This window comes from Massilia niastensis DSM 21313 (assembly GCF_000382345.1).
Classification (GTDB): Bacteria; Pseudomonadota; Gammaproteobacteria; order Burkholderiales; family Burkholderiaceae_D; genus Telluria; species Telluria niastensis.
In genome coordinates, this window is sequence record NZ_KB908104.1 from 25,129 (window position 1) to 48,868 (window position 23,740).

A 23,740-nucleotide genomic window follows, 5' to 3' on the forward strand; every position below is an offset into this window, starting at 1 on the left:
CCGTTTGCTGCGGAAACTAGAGCTCCGCTCACCAAGGTCCGTCGGCACTTGCGGTACCGCTACCACCATGCTCCTGCTGCCGGCGCGGGCGCCCTGGCGCTGGACGCATTGCTACCCGCGGCTTACAACAGAAACCCGGCAGCCATGTATCTGATTCTCCAATCCTCCGAATCCGATTTATCGATTGGACACATGCTTGCCCAGGGGAATAGCATCTCTTCAATCCGGTGATGGTACCGGTACCGCCGAAATCGTGAAGTCGATCCCGCTCACTGGATTTCCTCGTACCGACTGCGCGCGCTGATACACCCAGCTCCGCACACCAAAGAATTTAAAACAGCAGTGCTATTGGAGGAGAAAACATGCAAGGTCATTCGTCCCGCCCGGCAGTGAAGTGTTCCGTCATCGCCATCCATTCCGCCCTGGCGGCGCTCGGCATGCTGGCGCTGGCCGCGCCGGTTCATGCGCAAACGGACAACGCCGTCCCGGCGGCGCCAGTCGAGGCCCCGGCCGACGGCGCCGCATCCGCGGCACCGGCGCCGGCACTGACGCCGGCCGAGAGTGCAGCCCCGGCCCCTGTGCCGATGCAGTCCGTGGTCGTTTCCGCATCGCGTATCGATCGCGCCGGCTATGCGGCGCCCACCCCGACCACGACCGTGGGCGCGGCGACCCTGGAGCAGCGCGCCACCGTCAATATCGGCGACCTCCTCAATGAGATGCCGGCCTTCCGCGCTTCCAACACGCCTTCATCCGGCGGTATCGGCAACAACGGTTCGATCCTGGCCAACCTGCGCGGCCTCACGCCGGTGCGCACCATGGTGCTGCTGAACCGCGCGCGCCTGCCCAAGACCATCTTCCCGGATTCGAGGACCAGCGGCACGACCGACCTGAGCATCGTCCCGACCGGTATCCTGCGGAATGTCGACGTGGTCACCGGCGGCGCATCGGCAGCCTACGGCTCGGACGCGGTCGCCGGCGTGGTCAACATGGTGATCGACGACGCGATGGAGGGCGTCAAGGCGACCGTGCAGGGCGGCCAGACCCGCTACCACGATGCGCGCGACAAGTTCGTCAGTGTGACCGGCGGCACCTCGTTCGCCGGTGGCCGGGGCCATATCGTGGCCGGCGCGGAATACAACGACAATGACGGCACCGACATCTTCAACACCAAGCGTGCCTGGGGCGCGAACAGCTGGGAGGTGCTGGCGGTGCCAAATCCACGCCCGGCCGGTGTGGCGGCCAACGTGATCCGGCCGAATGCGAGGTTCGCGAATATCGCGCCGGGTGGATTGATCAGCCAGTCGAACAGCAATCCCGCCGCACTGCGCGGGCTGACCTTCGTGCCGAACGCCAATGGCTCCACCACCACTGCGCCCTTCGACTACGGCCAGTTCCCGGGTGTGTCGTTCATGGCGGGCGGCACCAACGCCTTGAACTACCAGCAATTGCGTGCGGCTATCGAGCGCGCTAACTTCCTCAGCCATGTCACCTACAAGCTGAGCGATAACGTGACGGCCTATGTCGAGCCGCTGTACGCAAGGCTGCACTCGACGAATATCGGTCCGCAACGGCGCGATGGCGGCGGCATGGGGCCGGCCTTGACGTTCAGGCGAGATAACTATTACCTGAACAACGCACTGACCGATGCGCAGCGCGCGCTGCTCACCGACAGCGGCCTGGCGATCGGTTACATGGGCAATGATTTCGGCCCTTCCGTGATCGATACCCGCGCCACCACGTCCCGCCTGCTCGCCGGTGTGCGCGGCAACGCCGGCGGCAGCTGGAAGTGGGATGCCTATGTCCAGAGCGGCAAGAGCGTCGTCGATTACGACATCAGCAAGGTCCACAACAATCCCAATTTCATGCGTGCCATCGACGCCGTGCAGGTGACGGCCGCCAACGTGGGCACGTCGGGACTGCCGCTGGGCTCGGTCGTCTGCCGCTCCACGCTGACGACGCCGGGCAATGGCTGCTCCCCGGTCAACATCCTGGGCCGGGCCAGCGGCTCCGAGGCTGCCTATGCCTACATCTTCGGCACTGCCAGCTCGCAGACGATCAGCAAGCTGCACGAAGCATCGTTCAGCCTGCAGGGTGAACCGCTCTCGACCTGGGCTGGCCCGGTCTCGGTCGGTACCGGCCTGGACTTCCGCAAGGAGGAACTCGAAACGACCGTGGATCCGATCTCCCAGGCAGGCGGCTGGTCGGCGCGCGCGCCTGTGGCACAGCCGCACGCGAGCTACAACGTGAAGGAAGCCTATCTGGAAACCATCGTCCCGCTGGCCAGGCATCTGATGCTGGCCAAGTCGCTGGACTTCAATGCCGCGGTGCGCCGCACCGATTACAGCACCTCGGGTGGGGTGACCACGTGGAAAGGCGGCCTGAGCTGGGAACCGATGGCGGATTTCCGCCTGCGCGGCACCCGTTCGCGCGATATCCGGGCGCCTAACCTCGGTGAGCTGTACACCCCGACCACGCCGGCGGTCCCGCTGCCAACCGTGCGCGACCCGCGTGCGGCCTTCAACAACAGCTATAACACGCAGGGCACCGCAGGCGGCAACGCCGACCTGAAGCCGGAAATCTCCAACACCACCACGTTCGGCGTGGTCTTCCAGCCCAGCTCGCTGAAGCGCCTGAGCATGTCGGCGGATTACTACCGCATCCGCATCAACGACGCGATCGGCACCAGTGCGGCCCAGGCCGTGGTCGACAGCTGCCTGGCCGGCGGCGTGCTGAACCCGTCCTCGCCGTACTGCTCGCAGATCACCTTCGCCAACAACGATCCGGTACGCGGCGCGATCACCCGTGTCGCCAGCAACTCCGCCAACGTGGCCAGCTTCCGCACCGACGGCGTCGACCTGCAGGCGTCCTATACCCAGCCGATGAAGGAACTGAACGGGAACCTGGCGGGCACCCTGAACCTGAACCTGCAGGCCACCCGGACGTTCGAATACTGGACCTCGACCGATATCTCGGCCTTGTTCCCGGAGGGGATCAATCGTGCGGGGCAGACTGGTGCAGGCTTTGGCGGTCCGGCCGGGCTGCCGAAATGGACGGCCAACGCCTCGCTCAGCTACCGCCTGAAGCGCCTGATGGCCAACGTCCAGGTGCGCCATATCAGCCGCAGCCACCAGAACAACGGCTTCATCGGACCTGACGATCCTGCCTACAGCCCGACCCTGGGCAACAGCATCGACAACAACATGATCCCGTCGATGACCTACGTGAACCTGGGCGCCAGCTACGACTTCGGCACCAATGGCCGGCGCGAGCTGTTCTTCACGGTCGATAACGCCTTCGACCGCGATCCGCCCAATCCCGCCAACAACAATGCCTACTACGACCTGATGGGACGCACCTACAAGCTGGGCCTGCGCGTCAGCTTCGACTAAGGGCAGGGAAGGAAAGTACCTGCGGCGGCCGGCGTGGAAACGCCGGCCGCCGCTGAAGCATGTCAGCACACATACAAGGAACAGGCCCGACCATGACACGCAATGCTATCGGCAACTACAGGTGGACCATCTGCGCCCTCCTGTTCTTCGCAACCACCATCAACTACCTCGACCGGCAAGTCCTCAGCCTGCTGGCCCCGATGCTGTCGCAGGAATTCGGCTGGTCGAACACCGACTACGCCAACATCGCGGCCGCCTTCCAGTTCATCTACGCCATCTCGATGCTGTTCGCCGGACGCGTCGTGGACCGCCTCGGCACCAGGCATTCCTACCAGCTGGCGATCCTGGTCTGGTCGCTCGGCGCGGTCGCGCATGCCTATGCGATCACGCTCGGCGAAGCCGTCAACAGCGTGTTCGCCACCATCGGCCTGGCCGCGGTGCCGGTCTCGGTCGCCGGCTTCATCGTGGCGCGCGCCATCCTGGCGATCGGGGAAGCGGGCAACTTCCCGGCGGCGATCAAGGCCACCGCCGAGTATTTCCCGAAGTCCGAGCGCTCCTTCGCGACCGGCATTTTCAATTCCGGCGCCAACATCGGCGCGATCCTGGCGCCGCTCACGGTGCCGATCATGGCCGTCCTGTGGGGCTGGCAATCCGCCTTCATCTGGATCGGCGCCATCGGCCTGGTCTGGATGGTGTTCTGGGGCGTGCTGTTCGACGAGCCCGCGCGCCAGCGGCGCCTGGGCAAGGCCGAGCTCGCGTACATCCAGGGCGACGCCGGCGAGGAGCCGCAAGCCACGCCGGCGCCCGCACGCAAGGCCTCCTGGTCCGAGCTGCTGCGCCAGCGCCAGACCTGGGCCTTCACGGCCGGGAAGTTCCTGACCGACGGCGTCTGGTGGTTCTTCCTGTTCTGGCTGCCGAAATACCTGTCCAGCACCTACCACATCAGCGCCACCGAGATGGTCCTGCCGCTGACGGTGGTGTACAGCATGACCATGGTCGGCAGCATCGCCGGCGGCTGGTGGCCCTCGGTCTTCATCAGGCGCGGCGACCGCCCGTTCGACGCCCGCATGAAAGCGATGCTGCGCATTGCCCTGATCCCGCTGGTGGTGCTGCTGGCCCAGCCGCTGGGCGCCATCAGCTACTGGCTGCCGGTGATCCTGATCGGCATCGGCGCCTCGGCCCACCAGGCCTGGTCCTGCAACCTGTTCACCACGACCTCGGACCTGTTCCCGAAGCACAGCGTGGCCTCGGTGGTCGGCGTCGGCGGCCTGGCGGGCGGCATCGGCGCGGTCCTGATGACCAAGCTGGGCGGCGCACTGTTCGACCACTACGGCGCGCTGGGCCGGATCCAGACCGGCTACATGATCATGTTCAGCATCTGCGCGACGGCCTACCTGGTGGCCTGGGGCGCGATCAAGCTGCTGGTCCCGGCCCAGGAGGCCCCAACCCTGCCCACGGAGCTGGCAAATGCAGGCTGAGATCGAACGTATCGGCGCACTCAACTGCGCGGTGGGCGAAAGCCCGGTGTGGAACGCACTGGAGAGCGCGTGGTATTGGGTCGACATCACGGCCCGCCGGATCTGGCGCCTGGATGGCGTCAGCGGGGCGCTGCGCTGCTGGAGTACGCCGGAGATGGTCGCCTGCATCGCCGTCGCCAGCGGCGGCGGCTTCATCGCCGGCATGGAAAGCGGCGTGTTCAGGCTGGAACTGGGCGCGGACGATGCGGTGGCGGCGCAGCTGCTCGCCGCGCCGGCGGAACTGGGACCGGGCATGCGCTTCAACGACGGTCGCTGCGACCGCCAGGGACGCTTCTGGGCCGGCACCATGGTCATGGACATGTCCCTGGCGCGCGCCGACGGCCGGCTGTACCGCTACGACGCCGCCGAAGGATTGTCGGCGCCGGTCGTGTCGGAACTGGTCACGCAGAACGGCCTGGCCTGGTCGCCGGATGGCCGCACCATGTACCTGTCCGATTCGCATCCTTCGCGCCAGCTGGTCTGGGCCTTCGACTACGATGTGGATGCCGGCATGCCGCATGGCCGCCGCCCGTTCGTCGACATGAACGGGTATCCCGGCCGGCCGGACGGGGCAGCGATCGACAGCGACAGCTGCTACTGGACCGCCGCCAACGACGCCGGCCTGCTGTTGCGCTTTACCCCGGAAGGCGTGCTCGATCGCGAGATTGCGCTGCCCATGGCCAAGCCATCGATGTGCAGCTTCGGTGGCCCGGATCTCGACACGCTGCTGGTCACCTCGATCAATCCCGCAAGCCCGGCCGGCCCGAAGGATGCCGCCGGCTTCCCGGGCGCCGTGCTGCTGGTGCGGCCGGGAGTGAGCGGCCTGGCGGAAACCCCGTTCGCCGCCTGAGCGCGACCGGCCTGCAGTATCATTATTTTTATTATTGTGACATTCGACCGATGACGAAACCATTCAAACGCATCCTGTTCACCGGCGCCGCGGGCAATCTCGGCCAGCGCCTGCGCGAACGCCTCCATGAATTCGCCGACATCGTGCGCCTGGCCGACATGGCGGACATCGGACCCGCCGGCCCCGGCGAAGAAGTGGTCCGGTGCGACCTCTCGAATCGCGACCAGGTCTTCCGGATGTGCGAAGGGGTGGAAGCCATCCTGCACTTCGGCGGCGTCTCGACCGAGCAGGCCTTCGAGCCCATCATGCAGGGCAACATCCTGGGGATGGTCAACCTGTACGAGGCGGTGCACAAGCTGGGCATCCGGCGCGTGGTGTTTGCCAGCACCAACCACACGATGGGCATGTACAAGACCACCGACAGCGTCGACGCCACGATGCCGACCCGGCCCGACGGCTACTACGGCGTATCGAAGGTCTTCGGCGAACAGCTGTCGCGCTATTACTGGGACCGGTTCGGCATCGAGACGGTATGCCTGCGCATCGGCTACTGCTTCCCGGAGCCGACCACCTATCGCCAGATGCTCACCTGGCTCGGGCTCGACGACCTGGTGCAGCTGCTGCGCCGCTCGCTGGTGACGCCGCGCGTGGGCCACACCATCGCCTTCGGCGTCTCGGACAATCCGGGCCGCTGGTGGGACGACCGCCACTCGCGCCACCTGGCCTACCGGCCGACCCAGGGCTCGAGCGAGTTCGCGCACCTGATTCCGGAGACGCCCGATTGGTCGGATCCCGAGGACATCACGCTCACGCACCAGGGCGGGGCATTCCTGATGAACGGGCCCAAGTACCCATCCTGAGCATTCCCATGAGCGAGAATCCAAGTGCTACCGCAGCGCCGCAGGAGACCGTGCGGCGCCGCCGCCGGCACGGCGGCCTAACCTTGCGCGACGTGGCCAAGCTGGCCGGGGTGGCCCCGATCACGGCCTCGCGCGCGCTGAACACCCCGGACGCGGTGTCGCCGGAGATCCTGGCGCGCGTGCGCGACGCGGTCGAGCGCACGGGCTATGTGCCGAACATCCTGGCCGGCGGCCTGGCGTCGCGCCAGACCCGGCTGGTGGCGGCGGTGGTTCCCACCATTTCCAGTCCGGTGTTCCCGGAGATGATCGAGGCCCTGACCAACGCGCTCGCCGCCGCCGGCTACCAGCTGATGCTGGGGCAGAGCGGCTATGCGGATTCGCGCGAGGACGAGCTGCTGGAAGCGATCATCGGGCGCCGTGCCGATGGGGTGGTGCTGACCGGCGTGTCGCGCTCCCCGCTGGCAAGGCGGCGGCTGATCGCAAGCGGCATCCCGGTCGTGGAGACCTGGGACTACACGCCGACGCCGATCGACATGCTGGTGGGTTTTTCGCACACCAAGCTCGGCAGCGCGGTCGCCGCCTACCTGCATGGGCGGGGACGGCGCCGGGTGGCCGTCATCGGCGCCGGCGACGAACGCGCGCGCCAGCGCACGAATGCATTCATCCAGACTGCCCAGGCGCTGAAGATGGCCGGGCCGGGCGGCCAGGTGCCGACCTTCCATGTGCCGGCGCCGACCACCGTGGGACTGGGACGAAGCGGGTTGCGGGCGCTGCTGGCCGAGCATCCCGATATCGACGCCGTGTTCTGCAGCTCGGACATGCTCGCCATGGGCGTGCTCCACGAGGCGCAGGCCCAGGGCATTGCGATTCCGGACCGGCTGGGCGTGATCGGGATGGGCGACCAGGGATTCTCGCGCGACGTGCATCCGGCGCTGACCACGGTGCGCATCGACGGCAACGTGATCGGGGAGACCGCCGCGCACTTCATCCTGGAGCGGATCGCCGGACGCCAGGTTGCCGATCCGGTGCGCGATATCGGCTTCACGATCGTCGAGCGGGCGACCATCTGACCCGCTTTCCGTGTCAGGCGCAGGCCGCCAGGCGCGGGCGCGCGCGTTCCCGGGACGCGGCGAGCGGCGGGGCGCCGGATGCGGCGCCGGCCGGCTCCGCGCTGGCCACCTCGACCAGCAGGGCGCGCAGCCACAGGTGCGCCGGATCCTGGTCGAGGAAGCGGTTCCATTGCATGCACATGTCCACGGTCGGGATGGGCAATGGCGGCGCGACCAGGCGGATCGGGTAATAGCGGGCCAGCGCATGCGCCAGGCGGGTGTGCATCGTCGCGATCCGGTTGGTGCCGATCACGAAGTGCGGGATGCTCGTAAAGTTGGTGGTCGTGACCTCGATGCGCCGGTCGTAGCCGCTCTCTTTCAGGAAGCACTGCTCGAAGCTGGCGATCGCATTGCCGAAGCGGGAAGACACGTGGCCCAGGCCCATGTACTGGTCCAGCGGCAGGGTCTCGCCCACGACGTCGTTGCCGCTCCAGACGATGCACGTATAGGTGTCTTCGAACAGCAGTTCGGTCGGTTGCAAGTCGGACGTGAATTTCCTGGGCAGGATCACCAGGTCGACTTCGCCGCGCTCGAGCTGCTCCATCGCGTTCGGCGTGGTGGGCAGAATGTCGAGCATGATGCCGGGCGCGATCGCGCCGACGCGGCGGCCCAGTTCCCCCAGCACGACGGTCGAGACATAGTCGGAAGCGAGGATGCGGAATGCGCGTTGCGCGGTCTGCGGATCGAACACGGGCTTGATTTCAATGGTCGCCTGGATCTGGAGCAGTACGCTCCGGACCGGTTCGCTCAGGCTGACGGCCAGCGGTGTGAGGGTGAGATTGCGGCCGACCGATACCAGCAGTTCGTCCTTGAAATAGTCGCGCAGCCGGGCCAGGACGCCACTGGTTGCGGACTGGCTCAGGTTGAGGCGCTTCGCACTGCGGGTGATGCTCTTTTCGCTGAGCAGCACGTCGAGGGCCACGAGCAGGTTGAGGTCAAGGCGGTTGAAACGCATGGGGGTCTCCTGGTGTCTTTCCTGGATATATGACAGCGCTGACATTTCCAGGTGATGCAAAAGATACCCACGGATGTCAGCGCTGTCAACGAATTATGAGAAAATGTTGCGTGCCGGCCCTGCGGCGCCTCGCGGGAATCCACCCAGGCTGCGCCAGCCTTTGCGGGGACGCTGTCGATGGAGGAGTGACGGTCAATATGGATGAGAATTGCTGTGCCAGATAGCCTTGAAGATCAAGTGCCCCTCGAAGGGCCCGCAAGCAGGAAGTCGCGCCAGGCCGGTCGTGGTTCGGTCACGATCGAGGACGTCGCCGCCTTGGCCGGCGTGTCGACCAAGACGGTATCGCGCGTGGTGAATGCGGAGCCAAACGTCAGGGTGGAAACCACGCGCGCCGTCCAGCAAGCGATACTGGAATTGAACTACCGTCCCAATCTCTCCGCCCGCAACCTGGCTGGAAGCCGGGCCTATCTGATCGCATTGTTGTACGACAATCCCAGCGACAGCTACCTCGTCAGTTTGCAGGAGGGGGCGCTGTATGCATGCGAGCAACTGGGCTACAGCTTGATACTGTTTCCGGCCAAGCTGGACAGCAGCCGCATGGTCGAGGATGTGGTGGCGTTCGTCAAGGAACGGCGCTTGAGCGGCGTCGTCATCGCACCGCCTTTGAGCGACCTGGCGCCCTTGCTCGATGCGCTCGAGCTGACCGAGGTCGACTACGCCAGGATTTCGCCGCGCGATACCTCGCGGCCGGGCCCCGTGGTGACGATGGACCATCGGCGGGCGAGCCGCGAGCTGACGGACTTCCTGATCGCGCAGGGCCATCGACGCATCGCTTTCATCAAGGGACCCGAGGCGCACGGGGCCGCCAGCCTGCGGTTCGAAGGCTTTCTCGATGCGCACCGCGAGCACGGCTTGCCGGTCGAGCAGGGCCTGATCGTCCAGGGCGCATTCACCTTCGAGACCGGCCAGGAATGCGGCAGGCTCCTGCTGGCGCGGCCGGATCGACCGACCGCCATCTTTGCGAGTAATGACGACATGGCCGCCGGTGTCCTGCACACTGCGCATGAGCTTGGAGTACGCGTTCCCGGGGAACTATCGGTAGCCGGCTTCGATGATTCGAGCCTGTCGCGGCAAGTGTGGCCTGGCTTGACCACGATACGCCAGCCGGTCCGGGCGATGTCGGAAGCTGCCGTACGCATGCTCGTGACGGCCGTACGGAATCGCCACCAGGCCAGTTCCGATGTTTCCAATGTCAATGTACTGCCGCACGAACTGATCGTACGGAACTCGACCGCTCAATGTGACTGATGAAATCTCTCCCAACAATACTATCCGACACGACTGTATCCCGCGCCGAGGTGACGGAACTGCTCGCCCAGGCTTCCGGCGCCCTGGTCTTCGATGGCTGCGACTTCGACGGCGCCGACCTGTCGCGCCTGGACCTGCAGGACGTGGAGTTCCGCAACTGCTCGCTGGTGGAAACGTCCTTGTACGCGGCGAAGCTGGCGCGCAGCAGGTGGCAGCGCTGCCGCGGCGGCCGGGCCGACTTCGACAGCGCGGATGCGGTCGACGCCCGCTTCGACGGCTGCGACCTGAACAACAGCAGCTGGCGCCGCGCCAGGGTGGCGTCGGCCACCTTCGCGGGATGCAAGCTGACGGGCGCGAATTTCGAAGAGGCGGGCCACCTGGGCCTGTCGTTCGAGCATTCGCGCCTGGCCGGCGCCGACCTGCGCCGCCTGTCGTTCCGCAAGGCGCGCCTGGTGGGACTGGATTTCCAGGAGGCCGACCTGTCCGGCTGCGACTTCCGCGAGGCCATCTTCGAGGAGTGCAGCATCCGGCACGCGCACCTGAAGGATACGCGCTTCGACGGCGCCGACCTGCGCGGCGCGGACATCGCCGGCGTCAGGCTGAGCAACGCCGGCATGTTCAAGGGAGCGATCATCTCGACCCGCCAGGCGGCCGAGCTGATGCGCGAGCTGGGCCTGCTGGTGGCCTGACGCAAGGCGGCCGGGGCGACGCCGGCCGCGCGGATCAGGTCATGGCGCGCCCGTACCGCCGGGATTGGCGGCGTCCAGGTAGTGCACGTCCTCGGATACCGCGCGCAACTGGGCGGCCGCCTGTTCCGGCGTCAGGTCGCGCTGGGGCTCGGCCAGCATCTCGAACCCGACCATGAACTTGCGCACCGAGGCCGAGCGCAGCAAAGGCGGGTAGAAATGGGCGTGCAGCTGCCACGGGGCGGCGTCGTCCGGCAAATACGGCGCGCCGTGCCAGCCCATTGAATACGGGAACGAGGTCTGGAACAGGTTGTCGTAACGGGTGGTCAGGCGCTTGAGCGCGAGCGCCAGGTCGGCGCGCTGGGCGTCGTCCAGGTCTTCCAGGCGCCGCACCGGGAAGCGGGGCAGCAGCAGCGTCTCGAAGGGCCAGGCGGCCCAGTAGGGCACCACGGCGAGCCAGTGCTCCGTGCTGACCACCACGCGTTCCTGCGCCGCGGCCTCGCGCTCGACGACGTCGAGCAGCAACGGCCGTCCTTGCTCGGCGAAATAGGCGCGCTGCTGCCGGTCTTCGGTGGCCGGCAGGTCCGGCAGGAAGCTGGTGGCCCAGATCTGCCCGTGCGGATGGGGGTTCGAGCAGCCCATCACCGCGCCCTTGTTCTCGAACACCTGGACCCAGCGATAGGTCGCGCCCAGTTCGGTGGTTTGCGCGCACCAGGTGTCGATCACTTCCCGGATCGCCGGCAGCGCGAGCTGCGGCAGCGACTTGCCGTGATCGGGCGAGAAGCAGATGACACGGCTGGTGCCGCGTGCGCTCATGTTCTGGAACAGCGGATCGCTGCCGGGTGCCGCCTCGGGCGTGTCCGGCGTCAGGGCCGCGAAGTCGTTCGAGAACACGTAGGTGCCCCGGTAGTCCGGGTTGCGTTCGCCATTCACGCGCGTATTGCCGGCGCACAGGTAGCAGGTCGGATCGTGGGCCGGCTTGGGCTCGCGATCGACGGCTTCCTGCTGGCCCTGCCAGGGGCGCTTGGCGCGGTGCGGCGATACCAGCACCCAGTCGCCCATCAGCGGATTATGGCGGCGGTGGGGATGATCCGAGGGATTGAACATGGGGTTCCTCTTCTGATGTCGATTCAAGAGATTACTGCATCGAAAGCAAGCGCGGCGCGTGCAAGCGGCTGGCCGCAGGCCTGCGCTGTGTCGGGACGGCCAAGCTTAGCGTGCTCCGGCCAAAAAGGCCAATCCGCACGGCACAAGCGACAAGGCAGCCGCCAGGGCTGCCTGTCCGGCCGCGCTACGCGATCGGTGCTACCACCAGGTCCCGTAGATGGCGGCGAGCAGGACGCAGATCACCGCCGAGCCGAGCGCGAAGCCGCCGTCGACCCGGAACAGCTGGCGGTCGATGTGCATGCGCTTCAGGGCGCCGTCGCGCTGGCCCATGGTGCTGATCAGGGCCATGCCGGCGACCACCACCAGGAACACGATCAGCATCCGGTCCAGGAAGGGAATTTCATACACACCGCTGCCATTGTCGACCGCGAAGCCGATCGGCGCCAGGAAGCCCAGGTCCATCATGAAGGGCAGGAATTTCAGGATGACCGAGAACACCAGCCCGCCGATGGTCGCGAACATCGCGGCGTCCGCGCTGGTCTTGCGCCAGAAGAAGCCCAGCAGGAACATGGCCAGGATGCCCGGCGAGACGAAGCCGGTGTATTCCTGGATGTACTGGAAGCCGCCTTTCTTGTCGATCCCCAGCAGCGGCGCGATCAGCACGGCGATGGCCATGGCCGCGACCACGGTCACGCGGCCGATCCATACCATCCGCTTCTCGCTGGCGTCGCGGTTGACATGCTTGTTGTAGATGTCGAGCGTGAAGATGGTGGCGATGCTGTTCGCCTTGCCGGCCAGCGAAGCGACCACCGCCGCGGTCAGGGCCGCGAAGGCGATGCCCTTCAGGCCCGAGGGGAGCAGGGCCAGCAGGGTCGGGTAGGCGCGGTCGGGATTCAGTTCGCCGCCCTGGCGCATGGCGTCGCCCAGCGCGCCGGATTTATCCAGGGCATAGGCGGCGATGCCCGGCAAGACCACGATCACCGGCATCAGGAGCTTCAGGAAGGCGGCGAACAGCAGGCCCTTGCGCGCGGTCGGCAGGTCGGCGCCGAGGGCGCGCTGGGTGATGTACTGGTTGCAGCCCCAGTAGTTCAGGTTGACGATCCACATGCCGCCGATGATGGTCGACAGGCCCGGCAAGTCCATGTAGTTGGGGTTGTCGCGCGCCAGCACCATGTCGAAATGCTCGCCCGCGCGCAGGAACAGTTCGCTGGCGCCGCGCATGGCGCCCTGGCCGCCGCCCAGGGCCGCCACCAGGTCGAGGGCGATCCAGGTCGTGACCAGGCCGCCGACCACCAGGCACAGCACCTGGATCACGTCGGTGTAGCCGATGACCTTCATGCCGCCCAGGGTGATGACGGTGGCGAATACGGCCAGGAACAGCATGCAGGCGAACACGTTCAGGCCGGCGATGCTGCTGATCGCCAGGGCGCCGAGGTAGAGGATCGAGGTCAGGTTGACCACCACGTACAGGCCGAGCCAGAACAGGGCCATGGTCGTGGCCACGGTCTTGCCGTAGCGCTGCTCGAGGAACTGGGGCATGGTGTAGATGCGGTTCTTCAGGTACACCGGCATGAAGAACACCGCCACGATGACCAGGGTGGCGGCCGCCATCAGTTCGTACACGGCGATCGCCATGCCGATCCGGTAGCCCGAGCCGCTCATGCCGATGAACTGTTCGGCCGAGATGTTGGAAGCGATCAGCGAGGCGCCGATGGCCCACCAGGTGAGCGAACCCTCGGCCAGGAAGTAGTCGTGGGAGGCTTTGCCGGAGCTGCTCTTCTTGCGCCGGTACACCCACACGCCATAGCCGGAGACGAGCAGGAAGTAGACGAGGAAGACGAAGGTGTCGAGGCTGGTGAATGGGGTCATGATGATGTTCTTGATGTCTCTGTGCGGCCGGGTACGGCGTCCCGGCCTGCTGGTTGTCTGGTCGTCGGCGAGGTTTCCTCGTGACCGGCTATGGCTTGCCTGCGCGGCACCCGGTCGCGCCGAGCCCCGCGGCCCATCCGATTCCCTGTTTCAGCAAGCGTCCTGCGGAAGGGTGGACATGGCTTTCCGGTAGATGGCCGATCGCGGTATAGAAGGACCTGCCGGCGCCGACGCAGCGCGTCCATGCGATCGGGTGGTCGCCCATGTGGAGGTCGCCGGTGAAACCGACGGGCTGGTAGCTGCGCTCGTCGAGCGTCACCAGGACCCGCGCTCCGGATTCCCGCGGGCTTGTGTGGAACGAATACCATTCTTCCGACATGGTCCAGCCGCGGTCCAGGCCGGCGACGATCTCGCTGCCGGTATCGTCCACGACCAGGCGTCCTTCCTGGAACTGCGGTTGCATCGGATGTCCCTTGAAGCGGGCCCCGACCAGCGTGTCGGCGTACCAGTCCCAGAACGTCACCGGATCGCCACTGCTGCCATGGATGCCGACGAAGCCGCCGCCGCCTTCGATGTAGGCCTTGAACGCAGCGCGCTGGCCGAGCGACAGCACGTCTCCGCTGACGTTGTTCCAGATGACGGCGTCGAAGCGCGCCAGGTCGCGGCTGTTGAAGCTGGCCGGGCGATCGGTGAACACCAGCTGCCAGCCATTCTCGCGCGCCATCGAACGGATCGCGGCGGCGGCCGCGTCGATGGCGGCCGGCAGCGGCGGCGGCGGCGCACCGTCGTAGCGGGCGCAGCGCATCCTGTCGTCGTCCGCGCCGAGGGGAAGGGCGCGCAAGGCCTGGTCGATCGCGGCAAGCGTCGCCTCGTCCGCGTTCCTCAACACGAAACGCGCGGGAAGGATGGCGGACAGCGATGGCAGGGTGGCGCCGGCGATGGCGGGAGGCAGGGCGGCGAGGACGCCCGGCGCCAGGCGCTCGACCGCCGCCCTGGCCTTCGGATTCGCCAGGATGTCGAACACCGGCGTGTGGACCGACAGGCGCTGGCCGGCGAGCGGGCAGTCGGACAAGGGGATCGCTTCGGTTTGCGCGATGGCTGCGGTCGAGGCAAGCAGCAGGGATAGAAGCCCGTAGCAGAGCGCCGGCTTGGTCATGTCTTCTCCGTTTCGCCAAGATTGTTGATGGGTGGGGGACATCGGTCGCTAGCCGTTCGCGCCATTCAGGCGCATCTGCGCGATGAAGTCGGAGAAATTCAGGCGCACGTCGATGGAGTGGTAGACCCGCACCTGGCGGCCGGCGAGCTGCTCGCCATAGCGCGAATCGTCGAGGATGCGTCGGACCGGCAGGGTGGTGAACGGCGTCAGCTCGGGGGCCAGCGCGGTCAGCGAGACCATCGGGCTGTCGCCGAAGGTGACCGACCCGCCGAGCTGGACGAACGGCGGCAGCTGCTGGTACAGGTCATACAGCCATTGTGCGGCCGGCGAAATGGGACGGAGAGAGCTGCTCAGCTCGGCAACGGAAATCTGGAAGCGCTTGTACTCGGCTTCCTGGATCTGCCATACCGGCAGCGCGGTCTCTTCCAGGACGAAGCGCGCCGCCTCGATATCCGTCGACAGGTTGTATTCGACACCGCCGTCGGGCGCGGAGGAGCCGCCGATCCAGACGAGTGTCATGCGGCCGGCAATCGCGGGATTGAGACGGAGAGCGGCAGCGACATTGGTCAAGGGCCCCCCGCAGGTCAGCACCAGGGGCAGAGGGTCGTCGCGCATGGCCTCGCTGACGATGGCCCGTGCCGCAGCATTAGGGCGTGCTTCGCCACCGGCGAACCCTTCCGCTCCCGTGACGACGGGCGGGGCGTTCCGCAATCCCAGCTGCTTCAGGATCTCGCGCGCCACGCGCGCGCCGGATGCCGCCGTCCTGGCGGGGTCGATACCCGCGAAGCCCGCCAGCTTCGGGTCCAGCGGCGACGCGGTAATCAGGACGGTGCGGGTCTTTGGAGACAGCAGCTGGTGCGCGAGCGCGATCAGGCCGTCCGGATCGCCGGCGAAATCATTGTCGATGATGACGCGGCTCGAGGCGCGCTGAAGAATATACTTCGGCGCCCGGGCGAACGCCGTCAGTACCGGAACAGCCGCGATACAGCCTAGGAGTGCCCGTCGTTTCATCGTGTTCCACAGTAGAGCCTATAGTGGCGTCAGCATAACGGGCGGCATCCGGCATCCATACGCTTTTTTGGAGATACCTGCTATCAGTGCGCGTCCGGCTGGCCCTTCCTGCCGCCAGGCTCCGCCAGCACCTCGCTGGCCCGGGCCTGGGCGAGCAGCCTGGCCGCGTCGTCGTCACGCAGGAGGCCGGCGGCGCCCTGCGCGGCCACCGCCTGCCGCACGCGCTCGACGAAGCCTTCATGCGTGCCGTAGCGCTCTTCCAGCGACAGCCGCGGATCGTTGCGCGCGATGCGCTCGGCGCGCGTGCGGGCGAACGGAATGAAGCCGCCGGCAAAGCCGCATCCACGTCCGCGGTCGTAGCCCTCGGCGTCTTCGTTCCACCCGGTGTAGGTGCCCAGCGGGACTTGCAACTGTACCGAGGGCAGCCCGGCCGTTTCGTTGCCGTCCTCGTTCACGCGCGGGACCAGCGACGGCATCACGCGCCGCAGCACGGGCGGTTGCGCGGCGACCCCGCTCACATCCCGGTACCGGAAGGACCTGCCGAAATCGTAGTCGACGAAGGTGTTGATCTTGCCGTCCGGCGCCGGCGAACCTGGAATCGCGGGCCAGCCCATGGCCTGCGCCGTCGGCGCCACCAGCTCGCCGCCTGCCAGGGTAGGGTAGCGGCTGGGCGGAGGTTCGGCGCCGGCCACGACCCACTGCACGAGGGCATCGCGCAGCGCCCGCAGGGTTTCGCGCGAGGGATTCGGATTGCCCTGCATCGTGCACGCGGGCTGCCCCGGATAGGCCTTTTCGGGTTCAGTGGGGAAGCCGCCTACCCAGGATCCGCCGTGCGTCACGCTCGGGAAGTAGTAGCGCCGCACATTGGCAGGCAAGGCGATATCCTCCCCGGCGGCCGTGCCCACCAGGTTGGGCGACATGCGCAGGCCCCAGAACTCGGCCGATCCGAAGGTTTCGACGATCTTCGGGCAGGTGCCGCCGGCCAGGCAGCGGTCGAGCAGGCTGGCCTTGCCGCGGCCCCGCACCCGGTCATCGTAAGGAGCCCACCATAAGGGCCCTTCGCTGCCGGCTTCATACTCGTTCGACGCGCCGCCCGGCACGCCGAAGCGCATGTTCAAGGGGACGTGGCGTCCGGCGATATGCGGATTGATACCGTCGAACACGATCCTGCCCTGTTCATCGGCGTTGAAACCTAGATGGAGAAAGCTGCGCAGGAAGTTACCCGATTGCGAGGTGCCGGTGGCGATCGTGGCGCGGATGGATCCGGCCAGCGGGTTGGCTGCCTGCGCATCGTCCGCCGGCGCGTGACGCAGGAAGGCGTTCAGGTCGCGCGTGGCGGCGAAGCCCAGGCCGAGCACCAGCGGATCCTTGCCCTCGTAGACCAGGGTATAGGCCCTGGCGGGATCGAAGCCCTTGCGCAGGCAGATTCTGGTCGGGTCCGGCGTGCCGGGAAAGGGCCGGATGGCGCAATCGGCAAAGGCCCAGTCGCCGGAAGGCAGCGTCGTGCGCCGATCGCTGTCGCGCGTCTGGTAGAACAGGCGCGCCCTGGCGGTCGACATCGACACCGGGAGAGGACGCCTGTTCTGGCCCATCAGGCCCGCCACCAGCGGCAGGGTCGTCGCGCCGGCCGGCATATCGACGAAGCGCGCCAGCGCCGGCCCGGTGACCGGCTTGCCGTTGCGTTGCCGTGCAACCGGGACGGCGGCGCTCTGGCGGCCCGGCGCGGGTTCCAGGTCGCCTTGCCAGCCACTGATGACCTGGACATGGCCGTCGGCGTCCGCGGCGACCTCGCCACGTCCCCGGTTGGGTACGTCGTACACCAGGACGCCGCTTGCGTCCTGCAAGGACACCGGCTTGGCGATGGCAAAGGTGGCGCTGTACTCGACGCGACCGCGCGCATTGCGCGGCGCCAGCGCCAGGTCGGTGATGAGCGCATTGTGCGCGGCGTCCGGATCGACTTCGCCGACGAAGTGGCCGCGCAGCAGTTCGTAGGCCGGGCCCTTGCCGGCGGACGGTATCGGCGTGCGGCTTTCGATGACAAAGCGGGTGACGTGGGCCTGGCTCCAGCCGGAGGCCATCAGTGCGCCGGCAAACAGCAGGCGGAAAGCGGTGGATATCGACATCGTGGTGGCTCCGGCAGTGCGCGTGACAGGAACGGTGCGCACGGCCATCACTCACGTTGCCGTTATTTGCGCCCCTCAGGAATATAAGGAGCGGGGGAGCCGGCGAATACTCGTATCTTGTGATACCAGGCATCGTCGAAGCGGATACCTGCGTGGGCGCGCCTTATGCGGGTGGGTCGACGATCAGCCGCGGGTCGAGCGCCCGTATCCGCGCTTCGACATAATAGCCGCCGGCCTCGACATACCTGAGGCAGCAGCGTCCGCATACCGTGCACTGCGAGACCGTACAACGGTTGGCGGGGTAGTGGCGCAGGGCGATCGGCGCGTCCGCCGACCAGTAATGCGTTCCAGCCGGATGAAATTCGGCGAAGGTGGGCTCCGCATAGGGATCGTCCATCAGGGTACCGATCACCTTCATCTGCTGTTCGGGAAACGACACCGGAACACGCGACCATTCCAGGTACGAGCCGATCGCGCACGCGCATTCCTGCGTGACTGCCGCCGATGCCAGCGCCAGTTCCATCAATTCATCGAGCTGCATTCTCGTATCCGGTCCCATGTCCTCGTCCTTTGCCGCGCTGCGTGATTTTTCCGGGGCGGCGCTAGCAGGGTAACCGAATTCGCGATGGCTTGCCGACGGCGCATTGGAGCGGAATCGGCGCGAGGCCGCACAGGGCATCGGCAACCCTGTTGCGATGCTGCCTCGACGACCACGCAGGCTAGTGCATGAGTCGCCGGGCTTTCATCCACTGCACAAAGTGCTCGCCCCAGTGATCGGCGCTGGTTCCCACCTTGCGCATGCTGAAGCCGTGTTCTCCCGCCGCGTAGACGTGCAGTTCGGCCGATTTGCCGGCTGCGCGCCAGTCTTCGAAGATGGGCACGCTCGCGTGGGCCAGCACGCCGTCGTCGGCGGCCACGGCGACGAACACCGGGGGCGCGTCCTTCGGCACCGCGCGGGCGGGCGAGGCGCCGTAGATCACGCCGACGAAATCAGGACGGCTGGCCGCATCGTAGGCGGTCGCCACATTCATGGCCGTCATGCCGCCCGCCGAGAAGCCCATGATGCCGATGCGGGCGGGATCGATGCCATAGTCGCCGGCATGCGCGCGCACCCAGCGGATCGCGGCCAGGCCGTCTTCCTGCGCCAGCAGGATCGCCTTGCTCTCGGTGGGATCGATATGGGTCCTGCGCGGATTCCCCTTGCGCATGCGCGCGCCCACGACTTTCAGGAATTCCGCGTTGTCCCCGGGGGTGGGGTCGAGCCGGTAGGTCAGGACGAAACTGGTCACGCCCTGTGCGGCCAGGTACTTCGCCACCAGCATGCCTTCGGTGTCGAACGCCAGGCTGAGGAAGGCGCCGCCGGGCGCAATGACGACGGCGGCGCCGTTTGCCTTGCCGGCGGCCGGCCTGACCGGATAGAGGGCCGCCTGGGTGACATTGCGCACCACACGGTGGCCGAACATGTTGACCCAGACCTCGCTGTCCGCCGATCCGCCATCGCGCAGCCGGATCGAGGTCTCGGGGGCAGGGCTGATCGGCTTGGGCGGATTCGCGGCCAGGTAGGCGGTCATGTCCTGCATCGTCATCGGCCTGGCCTGGCCGGCGTCCTGGGCGAAGGCCGATCCGCCGATCATCAAGGCGCCGGCGAAGACGGCGATGGTGCTGCGTGCCTGCATGGGATGTCTCCTGTTGTTGGATTATTTCCAAACAAGCATAAGGACATCCGGAGGGCGGCGGCACGCCTAAATCGCGATAGCAGGTATCGCCAGCCGCCTCCATCCCGCTGATTCGCGGCGGCTGCCGGCATGCATCCCCGATGCCTCGGATTTTCCGATAGCTGGTATCGGGAAAAACCACTGTTCTCCGGCTGGGGTGCGGACTACCCTGACTCTTGTGTAAATGCAGACAACATAAGCAAAAAAATTACACGTTCTTGGAGACAGACATGGCTATCGTCAAATACCTCGTTGGCACCTGCATCCTGCTGCTGGCGGCAGCCGGCGCCGGCAGCATCCTCGCCGAATCCCATCCCGGCCAGGCCGGCCCGCTGGCCCAGGCGACCGGCGGCTATCCTCCCACCGTCGACATGAGTCGCTTCCAGCAGGCATTCCCCAACTGAGTGCCGGAATGAGTCTGTTGTAAGGACGCCACGAACGTCCTGAAGGTCCACCGATCGCCATCGGTGGACCGTGTTCGCCGTTGCCTGGCGGCGCGACTACGCGCGCCGGTCCCTCCCGCGCAGGGCTTCCCACGATCCTGGATGCGGGGAGGTGACACCCGTCCTGGTATTCCTCCGTCAAACTCCCCGTGGCGAATTTACCATGCGCACCGTCCTACATGAAGGCGCGCGAACCCCCGACATTGTGCAGTGCAGCATTTTGGCATAATAGCCAAAAACCTGGAGACTTCATTGACATTACTTAGGAGTCGAAGATGCTGCATACAATGTTAGACACTTGGACCTCACTGGCCTTTGGCGGTTTCGGCGCTGCGCCCCTGCTGCCCGGAAGCCTGCCCGCGTCGGAGCGCGGGGCCGGCCAATTTACCAGTGGCCTGTTCGAGAGCGACGCCGGCTCACTGCACTACAAGCTGTTTGTACCAAGCACTTACGACGGAACGCCGCTGCCGCTCGTGGTCATGCTGCACGGCTGCGGCCAGAACGCCGACGATTTCGCGCTCGGCACCGGAATGAACGAACTCGCGGAACAATTCGGGTGCCTGGTCGTCTACCCCGAGCAGTCGCGCGGCGCCAACTGGCAAGGGTGCTGGAACTGGTTCGAGAAGGCGCATCATGAACGCGACCAGGGAGAGCCGGCCCTGATTGCCGGGATCACGCAAAAGATCATTGCCGACTATGCGGTCGACCGGACGCGGGTCGGGATCGCCGGGCTGTCGGCGGGTGGCTCGATGGCGGTCATCCTCGGACGGACCTACCCGGACCTCTATACCGCGGTCGGCTGTCACTCGGGCCTGGCGCATGGCAGCGCCACGGACAGCTTTGGCGCGATGCAGGCCATGCGTCATGGCGCCGACGTGTGCCCCTTGGTGGACACCGACTCGACGATCGATGTGCCGGTGATCGTGTTCCATGGCGACATGGACGACACGGTCCATCTGAGTAACAGCATGGGCGTGGTCCGGCAATCGATCGAGGCGTCCTCGGCACGCGTGACCGACGACGACGCCGAGGTGCTGACGGAAGACGCCGGCGCCGCCACGCGCGCCTTCACCCGCAGCGTCCATCGCGGGCAGGCAGGGGAGGTCCTCGCCGAACACTGGACAGTCCACGGCGCCGGCCATGCCTGGTCGGGCGGCAGCCGGCGCGGCACGTACACCGATGCGCATGGCCCTGACGCCAGCAAGGAAATGCTGCGCTTCTTCATCGGCGCGACCTGACCCGCCGCGCCGGAAGCGCCGAAGGGCCGCTCTGCGGCCCTTCGGGTCAGGATGGCGCGAGCCTCAGAAGCTGTAGTCGAGGGTCATGCCGACGCGGCGGAAGGAGTTCTCGCCCAGGCTGTAGGCGAAGCCCGAGCCGGCGCCCTTGCCCGGCAGCGGGTAGATGATGGCGTTCGGCACCCGCTTGTCGCTCAGGTTGCGCGCATACAGCTGGGCGCTCCATTTGCTGTCGGGCGAACGCAGGGTCAGGCGCAGCGAGGAGACATTGTGGCCGCCGAAGCCGCAATTCGGGTCGAGCGAATTGCACAGGCGCACGCGGCTCTTGTACACGATATCGCCGCCGAGCTTGAGTTCGTAGTCGCCCGGCAGGTCCCAGCTGTAGTCGCCCGAGAGCGTCGCCTTGCTCTTCGGCGAATACAGCAGGCGCTCGCCGCCGACGTTGTTGTTGTCGAAGGTGAAGCCTTCCGGGTACTCGGTATCCAGGATCACGGCCACGCTCATGCCCAGCTGCAGCTGCGGCAGCGGACGGGCACGGATGTCGGCCTCGAAGCCCTTGGTGATCACCTTCGGCACGTTCAGCGGCACGCAGCTCAGTGCGCCGACCGCGGTCAGGGTGCAGTTCTGTTCCTGGAAGTCCTTGATCCGCGTATGGAAAGCGGCCAGGTCGACGTCGAGCCTGCGATCGAGCAGGGTCAGCTTGGTGCCCACTTCGACGCTGGTCGGCAGTTCGGGCTTGACCAGGTTGCCGCTGTAATTGCCCGCCGTGGCGCCGACGGCCGATTCGTTGTCGATCTGCGGCCCCTTGTAGCCGCGGCTGACCGTGGCATAGATGTTCGCAGTCTTCGAGATCACGTGCTGCAGGCCGAGCTTGCCGGAGACATTGGTCTCGCGGGCGTTGCCGCTTGCCGTCTTGACGGTCGGCGGCAGTGCGAAGCCTGCGAAGCTCACCCGGCTGGACTGGTCGTAATCGCTGGAGACGGTATCGCGTGTATACCGCAGGCCCGCGATCATGCTGGTCGCATCGGTCAGGCGGAAGGTGGCCTGGCCGAACAGCGCCTTGGTGGTCAGGTCGGCGTTTTCGGTGGTGCCGGTCACGATCGAGCGCGGCACCGGCGGCGACGGCAGGACCGGGTTCGGCAGGATAGTGGTGATGGTGCGCTTGTCGTTCGACGAATCGGCGTAGAACAGGCCGGCCACGTACTCGAAACGCTGTCCGGTCGGCGAAGCGATGCGCAGCTCCTGCGAGACCTGCCTGGAATCCTGGTACGGGGTTACATTGCGGATCTTGTCGTAGCCGAGCGACATGTCGATGGCGACGTCGTTCGGGCCGACCTTGCGCGTGCGGTAGGCGGTGATCGAGGTCAGGGTGTTGCCGCCGCCCAGCGTCCAGTCGAGCTGGCCGGACACGCCGCGCACCTTGCTGCGCGTGAGTTCGGCGGCATCCGAGCAGACCTGGTTGTTGGTCGGGGAGACGGTCACGCCGCAGGCCGCGAATTCGGCCAGCGGGCGGTGGTTGCCGGCGGTGTTGACGGCATTCGCGACCATCGGTGCAAAGAATGTCGCGTGCTCGCTCTTGGAATTGGACGCTTCGGCGATCAGGTTGACGCTGACATCGCTGTTCGGCTTGAGCAGGTAGCGCACGCGCAGGCCGCCGTTGTCGGTGACGCTGTCCTCGTCCTTGAAGACGTTCTCGTAGACGCCCTTGTTGCGCTCGGCGAGGCCGGAAACGCGCAGGGCCGAGATATCGTTGATCGGCAGGTTGGCCGTGGCGCGCACGGCGGTGCCATGCGAACCCTTGAGCTCGAGCTGCACGTTGCCGCCGGACTCGCCGATCATCGGCGCCTGGGTCGACATGTTCAGCACGCCGGCCGAGGCGTTCTTGCCGAACAGGGTGCCTTGCGGACCGCGCAGCACCTCGACCCGCGCCAGGTCCAGCATCAGGCCGCTGGCCGTCGCGCCCTGCGGCACGCCGTCGACCACGACGCCCACCGAGCTTTCGGCCGAAATCGTGAACACGGCCGTGCCGATGCCGCGGATCGACGCGCTGCCGCCGGCGCCGCCGGCCTGCTGGTCGCCGAATTCGAGCGAGGCGGCGGTGCGGGACAGGTCGCCGATGTCTTTCACGCCGGCGTTGGCCAGCTGGGCCGCGTTCACGACGGTGATCGCGACCGGCACTTCCTTGATGTTCTGGCTGCGCTTCTGTGCGGTCACGACCACGGTCTCGATCGCCGTATCGGCCTTCCTGTCCGGCGCCGGCGCGGCGTCGGCGGCGCTTTGCGCCTGGGCCGGGCTCCAGATCGCGGCGAGGCTCATGCTCAGGATGGTCAGCGAACCGAGCGCTGAAGGGGAACGCGTAAAGGACATCTTGTCTCCTGTTATTTACCGGGCCGGTCGGCCGGCTTCT

At 66.7% G+C, this 23,740-nt stretch carries 18 protein-coding genes; 9 read left to right on the forward strand and 9 right to left on the reverse strand.

The genetic code is table 11. The annotated features are described in order from the left end of the window. Nucleotides 1-362: 362 nt before the first annotated feature. From H162_RS0117080 to H162_RS0117100, 5 genes are all read left to right on the forward strand, one after another. Complete coding sequence (locus tag H162_RS0117080) at nt 363-3,389, forward strand: TonB-dependent receptor domain-containing protein (protein WP_084677040.1); 3,027 nt, start codon at nt 363-365, stop codon at nt 3,387-3,389. 92 nt (nt 3,390-3,481) lie between these two features. Further along, entirely contained in the window at nt 3,482-4,867 is a 1,386-nt protein-coding gene (locus H162_RS31125; RefSeq protein WP_020654705.1) for an MFS transporter, read from the forward strand. After that, on the forward strand, nt 4,857-5,756 hold the full coding sequence (locus H162_RS0117090; RefSeq protein WP_020654706.1) for an SMP-30/gluconolactonase/LRE family protein: 900 nt from the start codon (nt 4,857-4,859) through the stop codon (nt 5,754-5,756). The genes H162_RS31125 and H162_RS0117090 overlap by 11 nt, the downstream gene beginning before the upstream one ends. Before the next feature lie 50 nt (nt 5,757-5,806). Next, nucleotides 5,807-6,616, forward strand: coding sequence for an NAD-dependent epimerase/dehydratase family protein (locus tag H162_RS0117095; RefSeq protein ID WP_020654707.1), 810 nt, complete (start codon nt 5,807-5,809; stop codon nt 6,614-6,616). 8 nt (nt 6,617-6,624) lie between these two features. Then, nucleotides 6,625-7,686, forward strand: coding sequence for a LacI family DNA-binding transcriptional regulator (locus H162_RS0117100; protein ID WP_026354765.1), 1,062 nt, complete (start codon nt 6,625-6,627; stop codon nt 7,684-7,686). A 13-nt stretch (nt 7,687-7,699) separates the two neighbouring features. Here the strand turns inward: H162_RS0117100 and H162_RS0117105 are convergent, their stop codons facing one another. Beyond that, the gene (locus H162_RS0117105) at nt 7,700-8,680 is read right to left on the reverse strand and encodes a LysR family transcriptional regulator (RefSeq protein WP_020654709.1); all 981 of its coding nucleotides are present in this window, start codon (nt 8,678-8,680) and stop codon (nt 7,700-7,702) included. A 213-nt stretch (nt 8,681-8,893) separates the two neighbouring features. Between H162_RS0117105 and H162_RS0117110 the strand changes: the two genes are divergently transcribed. After that, nucleotides 8,894-9,988 (forward strand): LacI family DNA-binding transcriptional regulator, encoded by a 1,095-nt coding sequence (locus H162_RS0117110; protein WP_229452117.1) that lies wholly within the window; start codon nt 8,894-8,896, stop codon nt 9,986-9,988. A gap of 50 nt (nt 9,989-10,038) precedes the next feature. Continuing rightward, nucleotides 10,039-10,677 (forward strand): pentapeptide repeat-containing protein, encoded by a 639-nt coding sequence (locus tag H162_RS0117115; protein ID WP_020654711.1) that lies wholly within the window; start codon nt 10,039-10,041, stop codon nt 10,675-10,677. 39 nt (nt 10,678-10,716) lie between these two features. Here H162_RS0117115 and H162_RS0117120 read toward each other — a convergent pair whose 3' ends face one another. The 7 genes from H162_RS0117120 to H162_RS0117150 form a co-directional block, all read right to left on the reverse strand. Further along, nucleotides 10,717-11,781: a UDP-glucose--hexose-1-phosphate uridylyltransferase gene (locus tag H162_RS0117120; protein WP_020654712.1), complete on the reverse strand. Its 1,065-nt coding sequence runs from the start codon at nt 11,779-11,781 to the stop codon at nt 10,717-10,719. 198 nt (nt 11,782-11,979) lie between these two features. Further along, nucleotides 11,980-13,650, reverse strand: coding sequence for a sodium:solute symporter family transporter (locus H162_RS0117125; protein ID WP_020654713.1), 1,671 nt, complete (start codon nt 13,648-13,650; stop codon nt 11,980-11,982). An 88-nt stretch (nt 13,651-13,738) separates the two neighbouring features. Next, nucleotides 13,739-14,806: a ThuA domain-containing protein gene (locus tag H162_RS31130; RefSeq protein ID WP_020654714.1), complete on the reverse strand. Its 1,068-nt coding sequence runs from the start codon at nt 14,804-14,806 to the stop codon at nt 13,739-13,741. Nucleotides 14,807-14,854: 48 nt separating this feature from the next. Next, nucleotides 14,855-15,817, reverse strand: a complete 963-nt coding sequence (locus tag H162_RS0117135) for a nucleoside hydrolase (RefSeq protein WP_020654715.1) — start codon at nt 15,815-15,817, stop codon at nt 14,855-14,857. A gap of 83 nt (nt 15,818-15,900) precedes the next feature. Beyond that, nucleotides 15,901-17,940 carry an alpha/beta hydrolase domain-containing protein gene (locus H162_RS31135; protein ID WP_156885664.1) on the reverse strand — a complete coding sequence of 680 codons (2,040 nt, stop codon included), beginning with the start codon at nt 17,938-17,940 and terminating at the stop codon, nt 15,901-15,903. Between the two features lie 163 nt (nt 17,941-18,103). Next, a complete protein-coding gene (locus H162_RS0117145) occupies nt 18,104-18,481 on the reverse strand; it encodes a hypothetical protein (protein ID WP_020654717.1) in 378 nt (125 codons plus the stop codon). Between the two features lie 178 nt (nt 18,482-18,659). Continuing rightward, nucleotides 18,660-19,616 (reverse strand): alpha/beta hydrolase, encoded by a 957-nt coding sequence (locus H162_RS0117150; RefSeq protein WP_020654718.1) that lies wholly within the window; start codon nt 19,614-19,616, stop codon nt 18,660-18,662. A 269-nt stretch (nt 19,617-19,885) separates the two neighbouring features. Between H162_RS0117150 and H162_RS34130 the strand changes: the two genes are divergently transcribed. Both H162_RS34130 and H162_RS0117160 read left to right on the forward strand, forming a co-directional pair. Next, a complete protein-coding gene (locus H162_RS34130; RefSeq protein WP_020654719.1) occupies nt 19,886-20,059 on the forward strand; it encodes a hypothetical protein in 174 nt (57 codons plus the stop codon). A gap of 314 nt (nt 20,060-20,373) precedes the next feature. Beyond that, nucleotides 20,374-21,336: an extracellular catalytic domain type 1 short-chain-length polyhydroxyalkanoate depolymerase gene (locus H162_RS0117160; RefSeq protein WP_020654720.1), complete on the forward strand. Its 963-nt coding sequence runs from the start codon at nt 20,374-20,376 to the stop codon at nt 21,334-21,336. Between the two features lie 63 nt (nt 21,337-21,399). On the opposite strand, the gene H162_RS0117165 is transcribed toward H162_RS0117160, so the two are convergent. Next, on the reverse strand, nt 21,400-23,700 hold the full coding sequence (locus H162_RS0117165) for a TonB-dependent receptor (RefSeq protein WP_020654721.1): 2,301 nt from the start codon (nt 23,698-23,700) through the stop codon (nt 21,400-21,402). Nucleotides 23,701-23,740 lie beyond the last annotated feature (40 nt).

Excerpts from the sequence above, each read along its gene's own strand:
- H162_RS0117080 (WP_084677040.1), top strand. The coding sequence starts at position 363 with ATGCAAGGTCATTCGTCCCGCCCGGCAGTGAAGTGTTCCGTCATCGCC.
- H162_RS31125 (WP_020654705.1), top strand. The coding sequence starts at position 3,482 with ATGACACGCAATGCTATCGGCAACTACAGGTGGACCATCTGCGCCCTC.
- H162_RS0117090 (WP_020654706.1), top strand. The coding sequence starts at position 4,857 with ATGCAGGCTGAGATCGAACGTATCGGCGCACTCAACTGCGCGGTGGGC.
- H162_RS0117095 (WP_020654707.1), top strand. The coding sequence starts at position 5,807 with ATGACGAAACCATTCAAACGCATCCTGTTCACCGGCGCCGCGGGCAAT.
- H162_RS0117100 (WP_026354765.1), top strand. The coding sequence starts at position 6,625 with ATGAGCGAGAATCCAAGTGCTACCGCAGCGCCGCAGGAGACCGTGCGG.
- H162_RS0117105 (WP_020654709.1), bottom strand. The coding sequence starts at position 8,680 with ATGCGTTTCAACCGCCTTGACCTCAACCTGCTCGTGGCCCTCGACGTG.
- H162_RS0117120 (WP_020654712.1), bottom strand. The coding sequence starts at position 11,781 with ATGTTCAATCCCTCGGATCATCCCCACCGCCGCCATAATCCGCTGATG.
- H162_RS0117125 (WP_020654713.1), bottom strand. The coding sequence starts at position 13,650 with ATGACCCCATTCACCAGCCTCGACACCTTCGTCTTCCTCGTCTACTTC.
- H162_RS31130 (WP_020654714.1), bottom strand. The coding sequence starts at position 14,806 with ATGACCAAGCCGGCGCTCTGCTACGGGCTTCTATCCCTGCTGCTTGCC.
- H162_RS0117135 (WP_020654715.1), bottom strand. The coding sequence starts at position 15,817 with ATGAAACGACGGGCACTCCTAGGCTGTATCGCGGCTGTTCCGGTACTG.
- H162_RS31135 (WP_156885664.1), bottom strand. The coding sequence starts at position 17,940 with ATGTCGATATCCACCGCTTTCCGCCTGCTGTTTGCCGGCGCACTGATG.
- H162_RS0117145 (WP_020654717.1), bottom strand. The coding sequence starts at position 18,481 with ATGCAGCTCGATGAATTGATGGAACTGGCGCTGGCATCGGCGGCAGTC.
- H162_RS0117150 (WP_020654718.1), bottom strand. The coding sequence starts at position 19,616 with ATGCAGGCACGCAGCACCATCGCCGTCTTCGCCGGCGCCTTGATGATC.
- H162_RS34130 (WP_020654719.1), top strand. The coding sequence starts at position 19,886 with ATGGCTATCGTCAAATACCTCGTTGGCACCTGCATCCTGCTGCTGGCG.
- H162_RS0117160 (WP_020654720.1), top strand. The coding sequence starts at position 20,374 with ATGCTGCATACAATGTTAGACACTTGGACCTCACTGGCCTTTGGCGGT.
- H162_RS0117165 (WP_020654721.1), bottom strand. The coding sequence starts at position 23,700 with ATGTCCTTTACGCGTTCCCCTTCAGCGCTCGGTTCGCTGACCATCCTG.